The organism is Streptomyces sp. NPDC002868 (genome assembly GCF_055563295.1).
Window position 1 is genome coordinate 1 of record NZ_JBVHDR010000044.1, and the last position, 17,743, is coordinate 17,743.

Sequence of the window (17,743 nt, forward strand, 5' to 3'; positions counted from 1 at the left end):
ATCCCCAGACGGCGCAGCTTGCCACCCGACTTGGGGATCATCCGCTCCCGCACCGGCATGGGCTGGAAACTGCGGTCCTTGATCTGCGACCGCAGAGCATCGAGGAACTCCTCGACCCCGACCCACAGCGCGATGGACGACGCCGTGCGTCCGTCCACCCCGGCCGTGCGCGCACCCTTGTTGCCCCGCACCCGATCCCAGGCCACCAGCAGGAAACCAGGATCGGCAACGAGATTGAACAGGTCGTCGAACCTACGATGAGGATCATCACGAGCCCAACGGTGCAGCTTGGTCTGGATCTTCAGTACCCGGCGCTCCGCCTCATACAAGGCGCGCTCCAGCTCGTCGGTATTCACCGGCGACCTCCCGACATTCCAGTACCTCAGCCACTGACTTGCTGGCCCCCTTGGCCCTGCGACCGGCTTTCCCGGCCTCCACGACGGGTCGTTACTCCCGCGACTACTACGGGGCCTCCGCCCCACCCACGGCCATCAGTCGGCAACGGACCTGCCCACCGCCGTACTGGATGCCCGGCGGCTCGGGCGACCGCGGATGGTTCCCACGTTCACCACGCAATCGATCGGTCAGAGAGGTGCCCAGCTCTACTCCGGCAGCATCGCCACGCCTACGCCGCAGGCTTTCAACGTGGCCTCCTCACCGGAACAAGAAACCGGCTTCGGAGTTGACCCGCCCATCCGAAGACGGACGCGTCACGCGCTGCATACCGGCCCGTATCCACCAGGTTTGAGCCGGCTCACTGCTTACGGAGCTTCAACCACTGGTTCGCTCTCGCTACACCTTCTGACCTCGCTAGACGGGCCCGCACCGTCCGGTAGTCCCGGCACGTCCCGCCGTTGTCGGGGCCGCTTGCCACCCTCCCCGGCGTTCCCCGGATAAGGCTGCCCCCAGCTTCACCAGACCGCTGCGACGGCCCGGCGGTGTCGGCCTTTCACCTCCACTCGATTACGTGGCACTTCGTGGCGCACTCCCGTGCCAGTGAACGTTGAAGTAAGTTCCCCTCGCCGCCGAGCAGGGCAGGCGCCGATTTGACCGTTTCGGGGGTTCGGATAATCCTGGAGGGGAGTCCTACGCGGTGGGTGTCAGCGGTCACGCAATCCCCCACGAACTGCATGATCAGCTGCACATATTTGCCCACCTGGGCTGGGCCGTGACGGCCGCCCGACCGCTGAGTGTGCGGCCGGTTCGGTCAGTCAAGGGCGCCTTCGGCGGCGCTCCGGGTTGGCCTTGCGGCCACCCTGGACAGTTCCTGACCAGCCTGAACGACGGTCTGGCTATCGGGCGACCCCGGAACCCGTGGCGCCGTGGGGATCTCGGCACACGGTCACCGTCCCCATGTCCGCAGCGGGGGCGCAACGCCGACGTCCCGCTGGCCCATTACGTGGCGTTCGGGGTGGGGAATTGGCTGACCGTCGACACTGGGGTGATCTCCATGGCGTTTCCCAGCGGTATTCGTTCGCAAGACCCCCTCACGGGGCAGCCCAAGGTGTGGTCGTCCGTCCTCCAAAGTAGTACTGCGGGGCCGTACACCGTCGACGAGAACCAGTTGGTGAAGGAAGCGCTGGCCGCTGTACGTGCTCGGCCGGAGATAGATGAGCAGCTGGCGGTCCTTCAGGAACCACCACAGCTCGAGCATCTGGTAGACGACCAGCGTGGCGTCATCAAGATGAACCTGGCGGAACAGCTCGAGCGGACTCGCCAGTTGGGCGTCCGCCTGCATGAGCTGCTGGTAACGGAAATAGCGTCGGATCCGGGTCGCCATGCCGCGTTCACGAAGCTTTCCGAGGCGGCGGACGGACTTCGCGACGTGTCGCAGGCGCTGTTCGACGTGAGTCAGGAGCCGCCAGGAGGAGTCGATGACGGCACGGAAGTGCGCGTCCTCCTGACCGCGGCGTGGGAGCGACGCACAGCGGCTGCTCATCTCTTGCCGGCCCGAACCAGCCCGGCTGTCGGCCGGGGGTGGCAAGCCAAACGCAGGAACCGAGCCGGCTCACCAAAGTGGCCGGACCCGCCCCGAGCTGCCGTAAAGGATGAGATCGTCGGCGTCACGTACGAACTGCTCCGAATCCAGGCAAGCCTGGAGCGCCACATGACCGAGCAGATTGTCCAGGCGAGTGAGCGGCCAGATTTCCGGAACCTGGAAACAGAGTGGAAGGCGGCGCGGGCTGATCTAGGGTCCATGGCGGAATCGACGATTCATGGGCTGGTTCTCACCGCGCTCAACAGCGCTGTGGCAGCGCACTTCGCCCTGAGCATGCAGATCCGATCCCTCAAAGGGCTGCGCGAGACGATCACCAACAAGAAGGTAGTGGTCACCTCGTCCTTCGAGCGGCTGGAGTCGATGATAGACCGGCATGGCGAGGGAAGCTTCGGCATCGCGGGCCCGCGTGGTGTCGGCAAGTCGGCGCTCATCAAGTTCTTCACGACATCCGGTACCCACACGATGGCTCTCGGGGAGTCGACGCGGGAGCCACCAGAACGATCGCGACTTGGTGTTTCGGTGGCGGCTCCCGTCGCGTACGAGTCGCGTGAGTTCGTCCTGCACCTGCACGCTGAGGTCTGCCGGGCGCTGCTCGGCCCCAACGCGGACCGGCTGCTCGAGGTCGAGGTGGAGGAGACCCCGAGACGCGCTGCCAGTGTCCTCACGGCAGTGGGCGTCGCAGCGACCGGTGTCGTGTGCCTCGCCGGAGGCGCCATTCTTGTCGCCATTGCCGCCCGGCGCCTCAGCGCACCCGATGACGCATGGACCTATGCGGGCTTGGTGATGACCGCCTTTGCGGTCGGACTGCTGGTGCTGCTCCTCCTCGGTACTGTGCGGCTGGCGGTGCCCGGCCGCCGGACCAGATTCATGACCCCTTGGGCTCCGATTGATGCGACGACAGCCGAGGATTGGCGCTATTACAGGGCCGTGCGGTACGTCAGCTGGGGTTGGCCCATCCTCGCGCTCACCGCAGCGATCGGCTTGTCTCTACTTACGGTGTCCGGCGGGTTGGGGCGGGGCACCTGGATGCTGTTGGGTGGCACGGCTGCGGTCGTTCTCGGTGCGACTCTGCTCTCCTCGGGGAGCAAACATTATGCACGGGTCTTGCGGAACCTCTGGCACCTTCCTCCTGCGAGGGCTGCCGAGACCACGACGTACTCCAGTGAGGCCGGGCTCCAGGAACTCGCGCTCGGCCAGCTCCGGCAGATCCGCTACGAGCAGACCCTCAGCAACGAGCACTCCATGACGCTCAGGCTCGGTGGCGCGCGGCAACTTCCCGTCGGTGTCGACGTCGGGTCCAAGCAAGGTACGACGCTAGCGGAACGGACTAAGACCTACCCTGAGATCGTGTCCGGTCTCCGGGCCTTCCTGGAGGCCGTCACCCAGAAGCACCAGCTCATCATCGCCGTCGACGAGCTGGACAAGCTGCGAAGTGCGGAGGACGTCGAGAACTTCCTCAACGACATCAAGGGCGTGTTCGGTGCCAGCCGCTGCTTCTTCCTCGTCTCCGTCTCGGAGGAGGCGGCCGCAAGCTTCGAACGGCGCGGCATACCCTTCCGCGACGTGTTCGACAGCTGCTTCGACGATGTCCTCACCCTCCAGCGCCTGGGGCTCGACACCGGGCGAAAGATCCTCTACGGGCTGCTGCTCGGGTGGAGCGAGCCCTTCGTCGCCCTGTGCTACGTACTCTCCGGCGGCCTCCCTCGGGAACTGCAGCGCAGCGCGCGCCAACTGGTAGGCCAGCACGGCGAGAAGGGCACCATCGACCTGTTGCAAGCCGTGCCGGAGCTGATGCGCCACGAGGCCGCCGCTCGACTCGAGGCCGTCCGCCACGGCCTGCTCCGGGAGGCATGCGGACCGGCCGGCCTCGCCCTCGTTAGCCGCATCGAACTCATCGACCCCACGGGCGCCTCCGCGGACCAATTCCGAGAGTGGTACAAGGAGCTGGCTGAGTGGTGCCTGCGGCAGTTCGCAGGACTCCGCAATCCGGACGGGTCGTCAATGCCCGCGGCCACGCGGATGGGGTGCGAACTCGCCGCTTTCATGCTCTTCGCCGCAACAGTGATGGACTTCTTCGGGAGCACCCTGACTTCGGACCGTCTCCAGCAGGCAGCAAAGCCAGAGGCGGGCGGCCAGTCTCTGGCCAAGCTCGCGGACGCCCGCCATGCCCTCTCCCTCAGCCCCTGGACCTCAGTCGGCTGCCTCACAACCTTCCGCGACGCTTGGGGCCTCTGACCGCGGTCGCCCCTCCAGCCAGATACCTGTTCGCGGGAGGCTGCGTCCACGTTTCGGCATCTCGCCTGGCCTCTCCGCAGGTCCGACCCTCGCAGCGCGTGAACACGACGCCGTGCGATTGGGTAAACGCCCGGCTGCGCGAGCCTGCCGAACGCGGGAAATGCCTGCCACATCAGCAGCGTCGATGGGTCCCTGCTGATGCGTCAGCCAGCGCCCGGCCGCCGACTGACGCGCTTGAGCCGATCCCCTCCCCTCGGGTGGAGACCACTCGAACGAGCGATAGCACCACAGGTGTTGCACAAGATACTGTCGCTTGCACCGGCGCTGAGCTGCGCAAATAAGTCTCATCTCGCCTCGCGCCACACCGCCAGTCCCAGAGAAGCGACGACGTCGCCGTGGTCGGCGGAGTCCTGGCGGCGGACGGTGACGATGTCGCCGTCGCAGATGGCGGCCTCGATCATGCTGTCGCCGACGACTTTCAGTGCGAACAGCTGCCCTTCGCCCACCAGCTGGCGAGGCAGGGGGAATACTTCCTCGACCGGTTCCTCGGCAAGGATCGGCGCGCCGGCGGCGATCCTGCCGACCAGGGGGAAGTGCACCGTGTCAGGCGCGGCCTGCGTCGGAGTCTCGGGGAAGTCGGCGGCCCAGGCGGCGCGGACGCGGTAGGCGCGCGGCCGGTGCGGGTCGCGGTAGCGGACGCCTTTGCGTTCCAGGGCCATCAGCTGGTGCGCGACGGACGAGGTGCTCTTGAGCTTGACCGCCTGGCCGATCTCCCGCATCGACGGCGGGTAGCCCTGCCAGGCGACGCGCTGGCCCCGATCTTCAGGTGACCGTGACGCGCAGTACGTACCGCTCGCCGGTACTGATCGCTTCGGCCTGCTCGACCAGGTCGGCGTGGGTGAACTCCAGCAGGGCCTGGTCGGCCGCCCGGCGCAGCAAGGGCAGGATCTCAAGAGCGGGGCCGGCCTTGGTGTGTCCTGGCGAGGTCTGCGAAAGCCCGCTGGTACGGAGCTCCGTAGGTGCCAGCGCTGTCGGCCAGCAGCCGGTCCAGGTGCTGCCTGTCCACACTGATCTCACCCATGGCCCGCTCCCATGCCTGCACGGGCCCGGCCTCTCCAGGCCCTTTCTCACGACGTTACGAGCCAGGTCTGACAGTGCGGGGCCATGGTGGCGTCGGCGGGCGCACTGACGGGTGCGGAGGCGCTAGAGTGGCGCCCGGCAGGAAGCGCACGCCACTCGCCGAGGTTGTCCCCGCCCGCGCCGGGACAGCACATACGGCCAAGGTCTTTCGAGGCCCGCCACACCTTCCGCAGCAAACGCACTCTTCTGCGGGCAGGCGCGGGCTGTCCCGGAGAGAAGCGTTCCATGCCGAAGAAGCAGTCCACCGCTGGCCAGAAGGCACGCCGCTGGCAGCGCGAGACGGGCGAAAAGTACACCGATGCGCTCCGTAACGTCGACTCCCCCGTGTACGTCCTTGCCCAGGCGCTGCGTGCCGTCGGACTCATCGTCGAAGCGGCAGATCTCACCGCGCTGCTGGCCGAGTGGGCAGTCACCGCTCCCCTGCAAAGGGCGTTCGAGGCGGCGGACGCCGCGCGCTACAACTCCCCCGACGACATCTCTGACGCCGAATACAAGAAGCTCGAGCTGGCCAGCCGGGAGGCGTGGACCGCTGTCGAGCAGTCGTGGGTCAACGATGAGCCCTTCAGCGATTCGCGGCGGGAGTTGGTGGCGGTGTTCGCCGCATTGGCCCACGCCGGTCGCCATGGTGACGGGCATGGGCTCGCGCAAGCCGCTGTCGACGTCCTCGCGCCCTACGGCGAACGCGAGGACGGACGGACATGGGGGTCAGACGCGATCCGGAGCCTTCGCCCCCTGCCTGGCTTCGGCAATCCGCCCATGGAGGGCCCGGACACGCCGGCGGCGGCCGCGGCCCGTGCTGCTGCTCAAACCCTGTCCCGGGCAGCGCGTGTCCCCTTCAAGGGCGATGAGGAATGGATGGCTTGCGCTGGTCTGATCGGCGAGGCCTACCAGCTGGCGCGTGCGGCTGCTCGCCAGCAGTCCGCGGGTGGCTGACGACGCGGGCTAACAGGGAACCTCAGAACCGAATAGTCATCCACGCAGCCCAGCTCATCCTGCGGGCTTCGGCCTCGTGGTACTGACCGACGGCACCGTTCAGATCATCGCGAACATCCGCCAGTGAGCAAGTCCCGGGGGCCCGGGGCGTATCCCCAGGTCCCCGGGGGCCCTTCCGTACACGCGCCCTGGTCGCAGCAGCTGTCCAGCGTTTCAAACGTTCTCGTGGCGGTGGTTGATCCAGGCTCGGCCGGCGTCGACCGCCCGGGCTCGGTACGCGCGCGGGTGCCCAAGCCTGCAAGAAGTGCGGGGCCGCCGAAGCCCTGACACCGCTGGTGTGAGGGGACAAACCGAGGGGCTACTCGAAGGAGCGGCCCGAGACGCAACCTGGTGGAGAAGGGGGGCTTGCCCAGCACCATCTTGAACACTGTGGGGTGGAAGAGGGTCTGTCCTCCACCCCATAGCAAGCCGTCACCGTGACGGCTTGGTCAGCCTCCGTTAAACCGTGCCTCTATCACTAAGGCGAGCGTTGATACCGCGATGAAGGTGGCACCGGCGGACCCAACAGCCCCGAGCGGCGGCGCATGCAGCAGTCCCGCGATGATGTACGCGCTCAGTGCGCCGATCACCCCGAACATCAGCGCCATGCCAACCGACAGCCGACGGATTGTGGCTGTGGCCTGCTCAAGGCGGGCTTCGAGCCGCTGTCGTACCTCTAATGTACGGTCGAACTCAGTCAAGGGTCTCCTTCTCCCCTAGCAGTGGATGGGCGTACCCGACGACGGACAAGGGGAGACCTAGGGCGCGGCGAGCCTGCCAGCAAAGTCCGCAACCCAAGGTCTCCCTTCGTCATGCCGAAGAGCGACGAGCGCAACGCTACGACATGGCACTGACAGAACGGACGGCCAGACCGCACACGACAGTGCCGCGCCGACAGCCGCCCGAACAGTGCTCCCGCCGCATGGTGGCGTGACTCGCGACTCGCCCTTGTCAGGCACGGATCAGCACAGAAGGCGCGGTCCGGCACGTGAGTCGCCCCTCTGAATCGGCCGTCCCTACTAGGAGTTAGGGCTCTGGCGGTCCTTCAGGAACTTCGCGGCGGTCTTACAGGAACTTCGCGGGCCGACGTCACCAGCGGCCAACTCTCGTGCGGGTGGAGGAGGTCGGGTCATGGCGGCCGGTTCTCCAGCTGTGCACCTCGTCGGAATGCCCGAACTTGCCGCGCGCGTGCACCATGTGTGCCTTGGGACGTCCGATGTCCTTGTCCGGGAGGCTGCCCTTGCCCCGACAGAGTCTCGGAGTTGCACATCAGGTGCCTGGCCGACCGCCCGATCGAGGACCTCGACTACGAAGACGTCAGCTGCGGTCGCACACCCACATCACAGACGGCCCTTCACAGTGCGCACACGGCCCGTACAGGTGGCAGGCGCCCCAGCCCCGGTGATTGACCGAGTCTTCTCAACGCTCATCAACCTCTGCCGAGCAGCCAATTCGTCAGCGCGCGCGGGTGATCGGGCGGGGCAGCAGGTTGCGTAGGAGTTCGGCGGTCTCAGCTTCCATGTCGACGCCACCGAGCAGCTGTTCGTTGATTCGGGCGAGGCGGGCGGCGGCCTCTCGCAGGGCGTCAATGTCGCCAGCGGCGTGGTGGGCGAGGAAGATCTGGCGGTGCAGCATCTCGCTCTCCTCGGCGGCGAGCAGTCCGCGACGGGCCGCCCACAGGGCACCGGGGATGTCGTCTGCTTCCCGGCGCCGGGTGGACAGCTCAAAGGCGACGTCCACGACCGACGAGACCATCTCCTGGATCGCCGGTTCGGCCCACGCGTAGCGCTGGGGGTCGATGCCGGTGAAGGGCCGGCCACGGACGAGAGCGAGCGCGCGGCGCAGGGCGAGGTCGCCGTCTTCGTCGGTTCGGGCAAGGCCGGTGCGGGCGAGGCGCTGGAAGCGGGTCCAGTCGCAGGTGACGGCCGGGCCGAGGCGATACCGGCTGTCGCCGGTGTCCTGGACGCGAGGGAAGTGGGCGGTGCCGTCGGCGTCCTTGCCCAGCCAGGAGCGGGTGCGCGAGATGACGGCGTTGCGCATGGTCTTGTTGACGATGCGCCCGGGCCAGAGGGCGTCGTCGATCGCGTGGTGGTCGACACCGGGGTTGAGGGCGAGGTAGGCGACCAGCTCGATGGCGATACTCAAGCGGTTGGAGTCGATCCGGCCGGTGACGCCCTCGATGCTGATGGGCCCAAGGAGCAAAGCGGATGGAGCCGCCGGGTCGGAGTCCGTGGCCGGGTCCGGGGACTCGGGAGCGGCCGACACTGCCTCGGCTGCCCGCTCTGTTGCAACGACTGGCCGCGATTCGGCGGCCGGTGCGGGCGCGGGAATGGTGACGCGAACGACCGTGTCTCACTTTCGGTGGTGACGGCGCGTGCTGGTGTCGTCGTTGACACCACGTGAGGGATGTCAACGAACTTGTAGACGTGGTGCTTTCAGGGTTGCACCGCTGGTCATCAAGGACGTCGTCGACGAGGGTGAGCGGATCTCGGTGCTGGGGTGTGATCGGAGTGCCAATCCCAACCTCAGAGCATTCGCTCCCCCGATGGATGCCGCGGCGGGCGATCGACCGGTCGATCTCCCTCTTTGCGCTGCCGCTTCCGGCTGCCGGGACCCGCAGCGCGTCAAAGCGCGAAGTGCGGGGGCTTCGTCATGAGCGGCCGATGATCCGACGCTCCAGCTTGTTGAGGCGCTTCACGGCTGCTTTGACGTGTTCGATGCCTTCACGAGCGGCAGCAATCTGCCGCACAATCTGTGCTTGATCCTCGGTGTCTTGCGCACGCTCGTACGGGGACGGCTCATCTCCCATATGGCGCGCCCGGATGCGATTCGGAGGCGAGTCCGCAAATGCCTTGTCCCATGAGGCTGCGACGCTGTTCATTGCGTCCTTGAGGGCGTTGTCGTCGAGACGGTCTGCCAGATCACGGATCAGCTGGCCGGTGTCCCGCCGCTCCTCGTCTTGGAACCACTTCACCCGCTGGCCGCCCTTGGCCGTGATGTCCTCGAAGAGGGTGCGAGCTTTCGTGAGCTGCTCACGGGCGGCAGCCTGGTCCGGTCCGATCGCCAGCTCGTGCCGCCGGTTCATCGCCTTCCGGATTCCCGTGGCCACGGTCACTACGAAGGCTAGCCAGCCGGGCGTGAACTTGAGCCAGTCGTCCCACCAGGACGCATCAGCTGCCGCTACGGAGAGGTTCATGGCGGGAGTGTGCCGCTGTCTGTCGCCGCCGTCACCTGGTCGAACGTGATTTACCTAATTAAGAGCCGGCAAGGGGGCATCGCTGCCGCTGGGCAGCCACCGCCCCCGTGTACGTCTCCGTGGTCAGGTCGCCGGGCCCGATGCCCAGCTCTGTCAGAACGGTGCGCACGTCGTCCAAGGCGGCGGACAGCTCGCTCTCCGGGGCCTGGGTCTCCAGCTCCAGGAATGTGCCGTCGATCTCGGGCACGCGCACCAGCGTGGCGAGCATCTGCCGTCCCCGGGCCTCGAAGTCGTAGTTGCGGCAGCGCTTCTCAAAGGTGATCACCGGCACGTACCCCAGCCCACGGAGTATCGCGCGCACCGCCTCGGGGTCGTCCACGCGGGTCTCGTGCTCGGGCTTGGAGCCGGACGCCTCGTCCACCCGCGCGCCCTTGTACGTGAGCACGGAGCGGGTGTCGGCGGGCCCGTGCACGGTGCGCACCCGAAGCTCCTCGTCGGCCTTCTCCAGCGCTCGGTCGGGGCGGTCGTAGTAGGTGTCCGCGTAGACCTCGGCACGGCCGTGAGCGCGCTCCTCCAGCCGTCTCAGCACGGTTTCGGGTGCGTGCACCCGGGCCTTCAGCTCCGCCTCGATCACCCGTCGTTCTCCCCTCACACCGTGCGCTCGGCTCCGGCCAGGATGGCATCGAACATCCTGGAGAACCCTCGGAACAAGGGTCCGTGCGGCGTGGACATCACCTTGTAGGTGGCGCTCTCGTGACCTTCCCACCCGGCGTCGAACGCACCCACGAACATCACCGAGTCGGTGCGGATCACCCGCCACGTGGGAAGCATGCCGTAGCGGTACACCTCGATCTGGCACATCTCCGCGAGTTCGCGCAGCCGAGCCTCGGCCAGCAGCACGCCGCCCGCCAGGGACTCGGCGGACTCCCCGATCTCAGCCGCTCGCAGGGCGAGAGCTGGCGCCTCGGGGTCCAGCAGCAACACCCGGACCCGCAGGCCCCGGCCACCCTGATCGCGCGGGAGACAGGCTCTCAGGAGGCTGTCGTTCAGGCCGATCAACCCCAGCCCTCGCACGGCCAGAACGTCCAGCTCCTGGGCGGCTCGGGCCTGTTGCTGGATCTCTTCGCGGGCGGAGGACTGCGAGGCGTACACCCGGACTACCTCGGGGAACGCGGCCAGGTCGAACGCCGCCCCGCCGGAGCGCTTTTCCCGGCTGGCCGCAAGGCCCATCAGATGCCGGGCGTCGTCGGGCATCTGGAGCCCGTCGGCGACGCGCTCGAAGACGTCGAGACGGGTGACCTCGCGGCGGCCGTGGAGGATCTCACCCACCCTGGGTTGGGTCATGCCGACGGCCGTGGCGATGCGTGACTGGCTGGCGCCTCCGTACTGCTGCACGAACCGGAACACCGCACCGATATCCCGGCCACGCAGGGCCTGCCGTACATCGGCCTTCTCCCAGGCCCAGGCAGGCATCTGGATCGGTGAGGTGGCTGTCGCCATGTGTGGCCCCCGGTTCTCATCGTGAGGTGAGAAACCATCTCACGATGAGATACCCGGCGGGGGCTTTGTTCAACACGTTGTGTAGTCAAGCCTGTTGATATGGCGACGATCAGAACGACCATGAGCGGCCCGGTGCACCTGGGCGAGCCACTCTCCGAGGCTTCGCCGGTCCAGGGCTGCGGTGTCTGTGCCGAGCTCAACAGGCAGCCCGAGACGGCCCGCCGGGCGGACGACCTGAGCACGGTCGTCAACCTGAGCATCGAGCTGCGGAATCACCCGCACAGACGAGAGGGCCAGCTGTGAACGCACGGAACGCGGACTCTCTCCCGCTGGACTTCGAGACCATGCGCGCGGCCGCGCGGCGGCTGCTGGGGCCTGACGCGGAGCTGCCGACGTTCGAGGAGATCGAGACCCTCACGCTCCTGCTGCGCGGCAACCTGATGCTGCTCATCCCCGAGGTCGAGAAGGCGACCGCCGGGCTCTCGCTGGACGACGTGCCGCGTGCCTGTGCCCTGGCCGGTGTCACCGAGGCACGCACCCGCCTGGACCTCACTCCCGGCCCCGGATTCCCGGCCGCCATCGCCCATGCGCAGCGGCTCGCCCGGTCGGTGAACGCGCTCCTGGACCACAGCGAGAACCTGCGCGCCTGAGGCTGGGGCTGGCTGAGTCAACTACCCCCAATCGCATGCGAGTTGTGTCCCGAGGCGTACCAGCGCGCCCTCCGGACGTGAAGGCGTCGGAACGGCGGTGCAGCTCCGAGAGGATCCACGGCGTCCCGCCTGGCGCGCGCGGTCAGTTGCTCGGTGGTGAGACCTGGCTGGGCTCGCAGCAGCTCCAGCACACGGCGTCGGTCACGGGCAGGCGGCGGGTACCCGCCGCCCCGCATTGTTTTTGTACGGACCGTCGCTGGTACCAGAGTTCCGAGTTCTTTTGGCTCCGACGCCCGTTCGACCGCCGGTGATGGGCTGATGCACAGGCATGGCCAGCGAGAAGAGGTCGTCAGGAGCCAGGGTGAGCCGTCGTCCGCCGGTTCGAAAGCGGTACCAGAACTCCTCGGAACCATGGTCCCCATGGAAGTGCTTACAGACAGGCCGCCCAGCTGACGGGGCGCACGTTCTCCGGCAGGTGCGTGATGCTGCCGGACTCGGCGATACGGGCTGACAGGGTCAGGATGCTGACGGTCCGGCTGACGTTGTCGTCGTAGCGGGTGCGCTCATCAGGGGTGCCCTTTCTCGGGGTGTGTTCTCGGCGCGGCGGGGGTGCCACTCCCCCGCCGCCGGTGGTGCGTGCCCCGCCCCCGGGTGGGGCGGGGCGGGGGCGTCAGCCCCAGGTGACGCGCAGGCCCCTGGCCTGGGCGTACTCGGCGAGCTCGCGCAGCTCGTTGAGCCGCGACTGGGCGTAGCCCTGGGAGCGGCCGCAGTCGGTGAAGCGGCCGGCCGTGACGGCGGGGCGCCCGGCGTCGGCGGGGTCGAGGGCGAGCGCGAGCAGGACGCGGCCGAGGAAAAGCCGGGCGTCCTCGTCGCCGTACGGCTCGGCGTATCCGAGCGTAGGTGGTTTCGCGTCGCACCGAGGTCCCGTGCGGACCGTCGTCGACGCGGCGGGGCCGTCGTGGCCGCGGGGTTTTGCGGCCCAGTGCCCGCCGAGCGGGTCACGAACCGTACAGCCGGGCGATCAGCGATCGTCCCGACCGCACGACTCGTCGTCCCCTTGGGTGTTGGCACTGGCTAGCAGCTAGATGCGGTCTGGCCGGGGGATGCGCCAAGCGGCGTGCGCCACGTGGCGTACAGGCCGCTGAGGGCCGTGGTCAGGAGGGCGAGGGCGTCGGGCGGGAAGTGACCCCAGCGGATCAGCACGATCCCGGTGCCCAAAACGGCGAGGAATGCGGCTAGGTCGGCTTGCGGGCGGGGTGTGGTGGGGTGGGTCATTGTGGCCTCGCTTCAGTGTGGTTTTCGGCCTGCGAAGCTGACGATGACTCTGGTGAGATGGTGCCGACTAGGGTGGCGAGGTTGTTCGCTGGACGGGTCGGATAAAGGTCGGTTGTTCGGCCGATGGCGAGAGGCCGGGGGTTGGGAGAGACGAGCAAGCCGGGTCGGGGAGGCCTCGGGGGACGGCCGTGGGGGCCTCTGAGAGGCGGCTACCGAGAACTGAACGAGGTCGCCTCGCTGCTGCGCACCTGGGTCGGCCAGGCCCCCTTTGGCGCCTGGGTCGGCCGGGCCCCCTTTGGCCTGGAGGGCCTGCGGGCCCGGCTGACGCCGGAACACTTCACCAGCGGCAAGGTACCGGCCAGGTCCACGCTGTCCGCGTGGCTGAGCGGGCAGGGCCTGAGCTGGGACTTCGTGGAGGCCGTCGCCGACGTGTGCTTTGCCACCCATGAGGAGGCCGAGCGCCACTTGGCGCAGGCTCGCCGGTGGTGGCTGCAGTACCAGCATTCCCCCACCCCGGTGCCGGGCCCGGTGCCCAGTCGCGTGGACCAGGCAGCCGTACGGGCTGCCATCAGCGGCTATCAGGAGCAGCTGATGCGTGCCCACCAGGCCCATGCCGACAGTGAGCAGGCCCGGGCCAACGCCGTGACCCTGGTGATGGTGCTGCTGCAGATGATCAATCAGCTCAACAACAAAATCACTGACCTGGAACAGCAGACGGCCGCACTACGCACTCGGCCAGCCGCCGCCTCCGGCGAACTTCACCGCGCCGACGGTCGGCTGGCCACCGCGCACGGGCATCTGGAGCGCGCCGAGAGGGAGAGAGCGCAGGCCGAGGCTCAGCGCGACCAAGCGCAGCAGCTTGTGGAACAGGCCCAGCGCAGGATCAGCGAGCTGCAGCGGCAGCTGGCTGAGCTGATCGCACTGCCTCCTGAGCCCCCGGGCGGTCCGGGGCCGGACGGTGCGGTCGACCCGGACGGCGGGATCGGTGATGACGGGTTCCTGGAGGACGTCGGGCACGCGCTGGACAAGGCGCAGGCGGTCAACGAGGCCACGAGGGACCTGACCCGGACAGCCCGGGACGGGCTGCGGACCGTCCCCCCATCAACGGCTACTCCGGTGGCGACGATCGTCTCGCCGGACAGGCCGAACAACCCGCTGACCAGCATGGACGACATGAACAACCGGACAATGCCAGGGAGCGTTGACCCGGAGCCCCCTTCCCCCTCCCGAGAGGAACGTCCAGCCGCCCTGGAGGCGGCCTCGGGGGAAGTGCCCCCCGACCACCGGCGCCTGACGCGCAGGGCGGCGGCCGGTGGATTGCTCGCCCTCACCCTCGGTGCGACCGTACGTGCCAGCGGGCCGGAGACGACTACACAGCGGCGGCGGCGCGCGGCCAGCCCGCGCCCGACCGGGACAGATTCGGCTCTTCGCATGACGGGGCAACTCGTCGGCGAGGGGGATTTCGGATTCATCGCGATCGCGTTCAGCCCCAACGACAAGTTCCTTGCCATCACCAAGGGAGAAACGGCGCAGATATGGGACGTCTCAAGCCGTCGGCAAGTAGGGTCGCCCTTGACCGGGCACGGCGGCGGCCCCTATGGCGGCAGGGTCGACGACGTGGCCTTCAGCCCGGACGGCAGCACCTTGGCCACCGCCAGCAAGGACGGCACCGTCCGTCTCTGGGACGTCAGCACCGGGAAGCAGAGCGGCGATCCGCTTCGCGCCACCACGATCGACGGTGAGACACAGTGGCTCAACGCGGTCACGTTCAGCCCGGACGGCACGTTACTGGCCACGGTGGGGCTTGGCGGACTCAGGCTGTGGAATACCGCCGATAGACGCAAGACAGCCGACCTACAAAATGAGAACGGTGACGGGACATGGGATGTGGCGTTCAGTCCCGACGGCCGCCTTCTCGCCACCGGAAATCAGGCAGGCACCGCCACGCTGTGGAACGTCGCCGACCGCGAACGGATTGGCCCCCCACTCACCCACAGCCCAACATCCAGCGACAATAGCAATGTCTACGCCGTGGCGTTCAGCCCTGACGGCACGCTCCTGGCCACCGGGGGTGCAGACGGCGCGGTCCGGCTGTGGAAGGTCCCCGACCGCAAGCAGGTCGCCGCCTCCCTTACCCCTGATCGCGAGATGACGGTCGAGGGACTGGCGTTCAGTCGCGACGGCCGCCTTCTCGCCGCAACCGGTGACGGCGGAGCGGTCTGCCTCTGGGACGTCACCGGCCAGACGATCGCAGACCGCCTGCCTGTCACCGGTGGACGGGACGTGGTATTCAGCCACCACGGAGGCACCCTCGCCACCACTACTGACCAGGCAAAGGTGCAGCTGTGGCGCCTCCCGACTCGTACGTGAGCAGCTGAGCCGCTTTCGCCGCGCCGCTGGGCATGGCTGATCAGGCTGTTCAAGCAGCGCCGAAAGAAGCGCGGCAGCGTGGGAGGGCCGACGCAGCCGTGGTCCGCAGCGGAGGCGACTCCGGCAGAGCGGCCGCCGCCCCGGACGGCTGGGCGCGCACAGCACGGGCCCAGCGCAGCGACTGGGCGTGGACCCTTTCGCCCTCTCACCTGCCGGGTCCGCCACGCGGGCCTCGGTCGCCAACAGCCGCAGGCTGACAGAGGCGGCGGTCCTCAAAGCGGACACGCCGCAGCAAGCTCAGGCCAAAGAACGCGTCAGCATGCCCCTAACCTGGGAAATTTTCCGTTCTGGCACTGAGTAGGCTCGGCTACTGGCGCGGTGGCTTTCGCTCCGGTTTCCAGTCCCCAACCCTACTGAGGCCGGTCTGGTGTCGGTGGTTGTATGGCTGGTGGTCGGCTCTTGGAGGTTGACCGGCCCGGCCGCATGGCTGGGTCGTTGGACGACCGGCCGATGTGAGAGTAAGACCAACAGGCAGAGGGCAGTCCGGCGGAACCGTCCCGCTAATCGTTGGCGCCGCGGCGCGGCGGCGCCGATGCGCCCGCCCCGCAAAGCCGTTCGGGACGGGCGCTAGAAGTCGAGGAGGCTTGGCGGTGTCAGACGCAGATGCTGCCGGCGCAGACGGTGACCTTGACCGGCAGGACAGTGATGCCGAACTTCTGGACGTAGGTGGTGATCGTGGCCGCCTCCAGATTCGCCAGCTGGATAGTGACGGGCGCGTTGACGTTGTTGTCGGCCACGTTGACCAGGGTCACCTCCAAGTCGCGGAGCTGGTTGTTGGACAGCACATTGATGTCCCCGACGGTGATGGTTGTGCCGTTCAGGACGTTGTTGACGGTGATCAGGCCGGAGCAGTTGACCGTGTGGTTGGGGCCGCCGCCCTGGTTGGAGCAGGTGTAGCGGTGCGGGCTGCTGGCCGTCTCCTGCTGGGCCACAGCCGGGGCGACCGCTGCGCCCATCAGGGACGCGGCCAGGCCGGCCGTAGCAGCAAAGCGAGCGAGCTTGCGCATAGTCGTCTCCTCAAAGGTTCGACACCGGAGCGAAAAACGGCCGGGCGGCCGTCAGCGTTGGTCGGTCGAAACGCTGGTAATTCTTGGCCCCGGCCCACCCTGACCCAAGACGGTATTCGGCTAGATTCGCGTCCCTAGCTTTTAGCCCCAAGGCGGGAAGTGGGACTCGAAACTGCCAGTAACTCCAGGTGAAGCCCCTTAAGCGCTAGCGAAAGGACGTCCGGGTCGTCGCGTCCCAAAAGCGACCACGGGCCATAGGGCTGGTTTAAATAGTCGAGCGCTAATTAAACTCCGCGAGGACGTGAATTAAACTCCGCGAGGACACCAGCCAGACCGCCAACCTATTTTCCTAACCCGCGCAGGTGAGCCATCTGTGCCGTTGCCGAAGAAGCGTTGCAGAGACCGCTGCTCACTCGCTGGCCCCATGGTCGTCCTTCTTGCCGTATCGCTCGTGCCGCCACAGCACTGCCTCTTCGATCTGGGCCGATCGAGGCAGGTCTCCTCGGCCAGGTCCTCCGCCCTGATCCCCTCGGGATGCCGGTTCACCACACGCGGTTATGCGGCCAGGGTGTGGAGGTCCTTCTACTCCGCGCTGGCGGAGGAGCGTAGCGCCACGGCGCGAGCGCACGCACGGCTCAGACCACCGCCGGTGGTGCGGGCCCCGCCCCCGGGTGGGGCGGGGCGGGGCGTCAGCCCCAGGTGACGCGCAGGGCTCGGGCCTGGGCGTACTCGGCGAGCTCGCGCAGCTCGTTGAGCCGCGACTGGGCGTAGCCCTGGGAGCGGCCGCAGTCGATGACGCGGCCGTCTGTGACGGCGGGGCGCCCGGCGTCGGCGGGGTCGAGGGCGAGCGCGAGCAGGACGCGGCCGAGAAAAACCTGGGCGTCCTCGTCGCCGTACGGCTCGGCGTATCCGAGGGTGTCCAGCACGCGAGCGGCGTTGGAGCTGGCCATGTCGACCGGCTCACCGGTCAGTTCGGCGGTAAAGGTGACCGACATGCCGGGCTCCCCTCGGAGAGTGGGTGTTTCCGGTTGCGGCGGAGGTGCCACTCCCCCGCCACCCGGGCGGGGGCAGCCGGTGGGCCGCGCCCCGGGGCCGGAGCAGCCGTGGGGCTGCCCCGGGCCGGGGGGCTCAGAGCTCTTCGAGACTGGTGAGCAGCGCCAGGATCTTGTTTGCTGAGCGGCACCGTCTCGCCCTCGGCGTCCGCACCGCCGGTCAGCAGCACGGGCCCGTGGTACTCCTGCCAGGTGAAGCCGAAGCGGACCGCCAGCAGCCTCGCGAGCTTGTTGACCGGGTGGTTGTAGAGCCCTTCGTCGTCCAGCCACATGTCCACCTGGTCGGT

13 protein-coding genes and 2 pseudogenes are annotated in these 17,743 nt (G+C 68.0%); 5 read left to right on the forward strand and 10 right to left on the reverse strand.

Features of this window, described 5'->3' with window-relative positions; all coding sequences use genetic code 11:
- Positions 1–356: pseudogene (locus ACZ3H8_RS39405) on the reverse strand (group II intron reverse transcriptase/maturase); the annotation flags it as partial.
- 1,094 nt (positions 357–1,450) lie between these two features.
- Here ACZ3H8_RS39405 and ACZ3H8_RS39410 point away from each other — a divergent pair.
- Positions 1,451–4,234, forward strand: a complete 2,784-nt coding sequence (locus ACZ3H8_RS39410; RefSeq protein ID WP_467410015.1) for a hypothetical protein — start codon at positions 1,451–1,453, stop codon at positions 4,232–4,234.
- 374 nt (positions 4,235–4,608) lie between these two features.
- Here the strand turns inward: ACZ3H8_RS39410 and lexA are convergent.
- Positions 4,609–5,187, reverse strand: a pseudogene (gene lexA, locus ACZ3H8_RS39415) (transcriptional repressor LexA); the annotation flags it as partial.
- A 412-nt stretch (positions 5,188–5,599) separates the two neighbouring features.
- On the opposite strand from lexA, the gene ACZ3H8_RS39420 reads away from it, so the two are divergent.
- Positions 5,600–6,307 (forward strand): hypothetical protein, encoded by a 708-nt coding sequence (locus ACZ3H8_RS39420; RefSeq protein WP_467410017.1) that lies wholly within the window; start codon positions 5,600–5,602, stop codon positions 6,305–6,307.
- A 488-nt stretch (positions 6,308–6,795) separates the two neighbouring features.
- Here the strand turns inward: ACZ3H8_RS39420 and ACZ3H8_RS39425 are convergent, their stop codons facing one another.
- From ACZ3H8_RS39425 to ACZ3H8_RS39445, 5 genes are all read right to left on the reverse strand, one after another.
- Complete coding sequence (locus ACZ3H8_RS39425) at positions 6,796–7,047, reverse strand: hypothetical protein (RefSeq protein WP_467410018.1); 252 nt, start codon at positions 7,045–7,047, stop codon at positions 6,796–6,798.
- Positions 7,048–7,801: 754 nt separating this feature from the next.
- Positions 7,802–8,611 carry an AfsR/SARP family transcriptional regulator gene (locus ACZ3H8_RS39430; RefSeq protein ID WP_467410020.1) on the reverse strand — a complete coding sequence of 270 codons (810 nt, stop codon included), beginning with the start codon at positions 8,609–8,611 and terminating at the stop codon, positions 7,802–7,804.
- 385 nt (positions 8,612–8,996) lie between these two features.
- A complete protein-coding gene (locus tag ACZ3H8_RS39435) occupies positions 8,997–9,542 on the reverse strand; it encodes a hypothetical protein (RefSeq protein WP_467410022.1) in 546 nt (181 codons plus the stop codon).
- 58 nt (positions 9,543–9,600) lie between these two features.
- The gene (gene cyaB / locus ACZ3H8_RS39440; RefSeq protein WP_467410023.1) at positions 9,601–10,176 is read right to left on the reverse strand and encodes a class IV adenylate cyclase; all 576 of its coding nucleotides are present in this window, start codon (positions 10,174–10,176) and stop codon (positions 9,601–9,603) included.
- A 14-nt stretch (positions 10,177–10,190) separates the two neighbouring features.
- A complete protein-coding gene (locus ACZ3H8_RS39445) occupies positions 10,191–11,042 on the reverse strand; it encodes a helix-turn-helix domain-containing protein (protein WP_467410026.1) in 852 nt (283 codons plus the stop codon).
- 99 nt (positions 11,043–11,141) lie between these two features.
- Between ACZ3H8_RS39445 and ACZ3H8_RS39450 the strand changes: the two genes are divergently transcribed.
- The 3 genes from ACZ3H8_RS39450 (at position 11,142) to ACZ3H8_RS39460 (ending at position 15,337) form a co-directional block, all read left to right on the forward strand.
- Entirely contained in the window at positions 11,142–11,345 is a 204-nt protein-coding gene (locus ACZ3H8_RS39450) for a hypothetical protein (RefSeq protein WP_467410027.1), read from the forward strand.
- Positions 11,342–11,692 (forward strand): DUF6415 family natural product biosynthesis protein, encoded by a 351-nt coding sequence (locus ACZ3H8_RS39455; RefSeq protein ID WP_467410029.1) that lies wholly within the window; start codon positions 11,342–11,344, stop codon positions 11,690–11,692. Before ACZ3H8_RS39450 ends, ACZ3H8_RS39455 begins: the two co-directional genes overlap by 4 nt.
- A 1,416-nt stretch (positions 11,693–13,108) precedes the next feature.
- The gene (locus tag ACZ3H8_RS39460; RefSeq protein ID WP_467410030.1) at positions 13,109–15,337 is read left to right on the forward strand and encodes a WD40 repeat domain-containing protein; all 2,229 of its coding nucleotides are present in this window, start codon (positions 13,109–13,111) and stop codon (positions 15,335–15,337) included.
- 653 nt (positions 15,338–15,990) lie between these two features.
- Here ACZ3H8_RS39460 and ACZ3H8_RS39465 read toward each other — a convergent pair.
- From ACZ3H8_RS39465 to ACZ3H8_RS39475, 3 genes are all read right to left on the reverse strand, one after another.
- Complete coding sequence (locus tag ACZ3H8_RS39465) at positions 15,991–16,404, reverse strand: preprotein translocase subunit TatB (protein ID WP_467410033.1); 414 nt, start codon at positions 16,402–16,404, stop codon at positions 15,991–15,993.
- 689 nt (positions 16,405–17,093) lie between these two features.
- Positions 17,094–17,399 (reverse strand): hypothetical protein, encoded by a 306-nt coding sequence (locus tag ACZ3H8_RS39470; protein WP_467410034.1) that lies wholly within the window; start codon positions 17,397–17,399, stop codon positions 17,094–17,096.
- The coding region (locus tag ACZ3H8_RS39475; protein ID WP_467410036.1) for a DUF3846 domain-containing protein at positions 17,372–17,743 on the reverse strand (372 nt) is incomplete at its 5' end. The genes ACZ3H8_RS39475 and ACZ3H8_RS39470, both read right to left, overlap by 28 nt.

Bases quoted from the DNA above. Each gene is read 5' to 3' on its own strand.
- ACZ3H8_RS39445 (WP_467410026.1), bottom strand. From the start codon at position 11,042: ATGGCGACAGCCACCTCACCGATCCAGATGCCTGCCTGGGCCTGGGAG.
- ACZ3H8_RS39410 (WP_467410015.1), top strand. From the start codon at position 1,451: ATGGCGTTTCCCAGCGGTATTCGTTCGCAAGACCCCCTCACGGGGCAG.
- ACZ3H8_RS39450 (WP_467410027.1), top strand. From the start codon at position 11,142: ATGGCGACGATCAGAACGACCATGAGCGGCCCGGTGCACCTGGGCGAG.
- ACZ3H8_RS39465 (WP_467410033.1), bottom strand. From the start codon at position 16,404: ATGCGCAAGCTCGCTCGCTTTGCTGCTACGGCCGGCCTGGCCGCGTCC.
- ACZ3H8_RS39470 (WP_467410034.1), bottom strand. From the start codon at position 17,399: ATGTCGGTCACCTTTACCGCCGAACTGACCGGTGAGCCGGTCGACATG.
- ACZ3H8_RS39420 (WP_467410017.1), top strand. From the start codon at position 5,600: ATGCCGAAGAAGCAGTCCACCGCTGGCCAGAAGGCACGCCGCTGGCAG.
- ACZ3H8_RS39435 (WP_467410022.1), bottom strand. From the start codon at position 9,542: ATGAACCTCTCCGTAGCGGCAGCTGATGCGTCCTGGTGGGACGACTGG.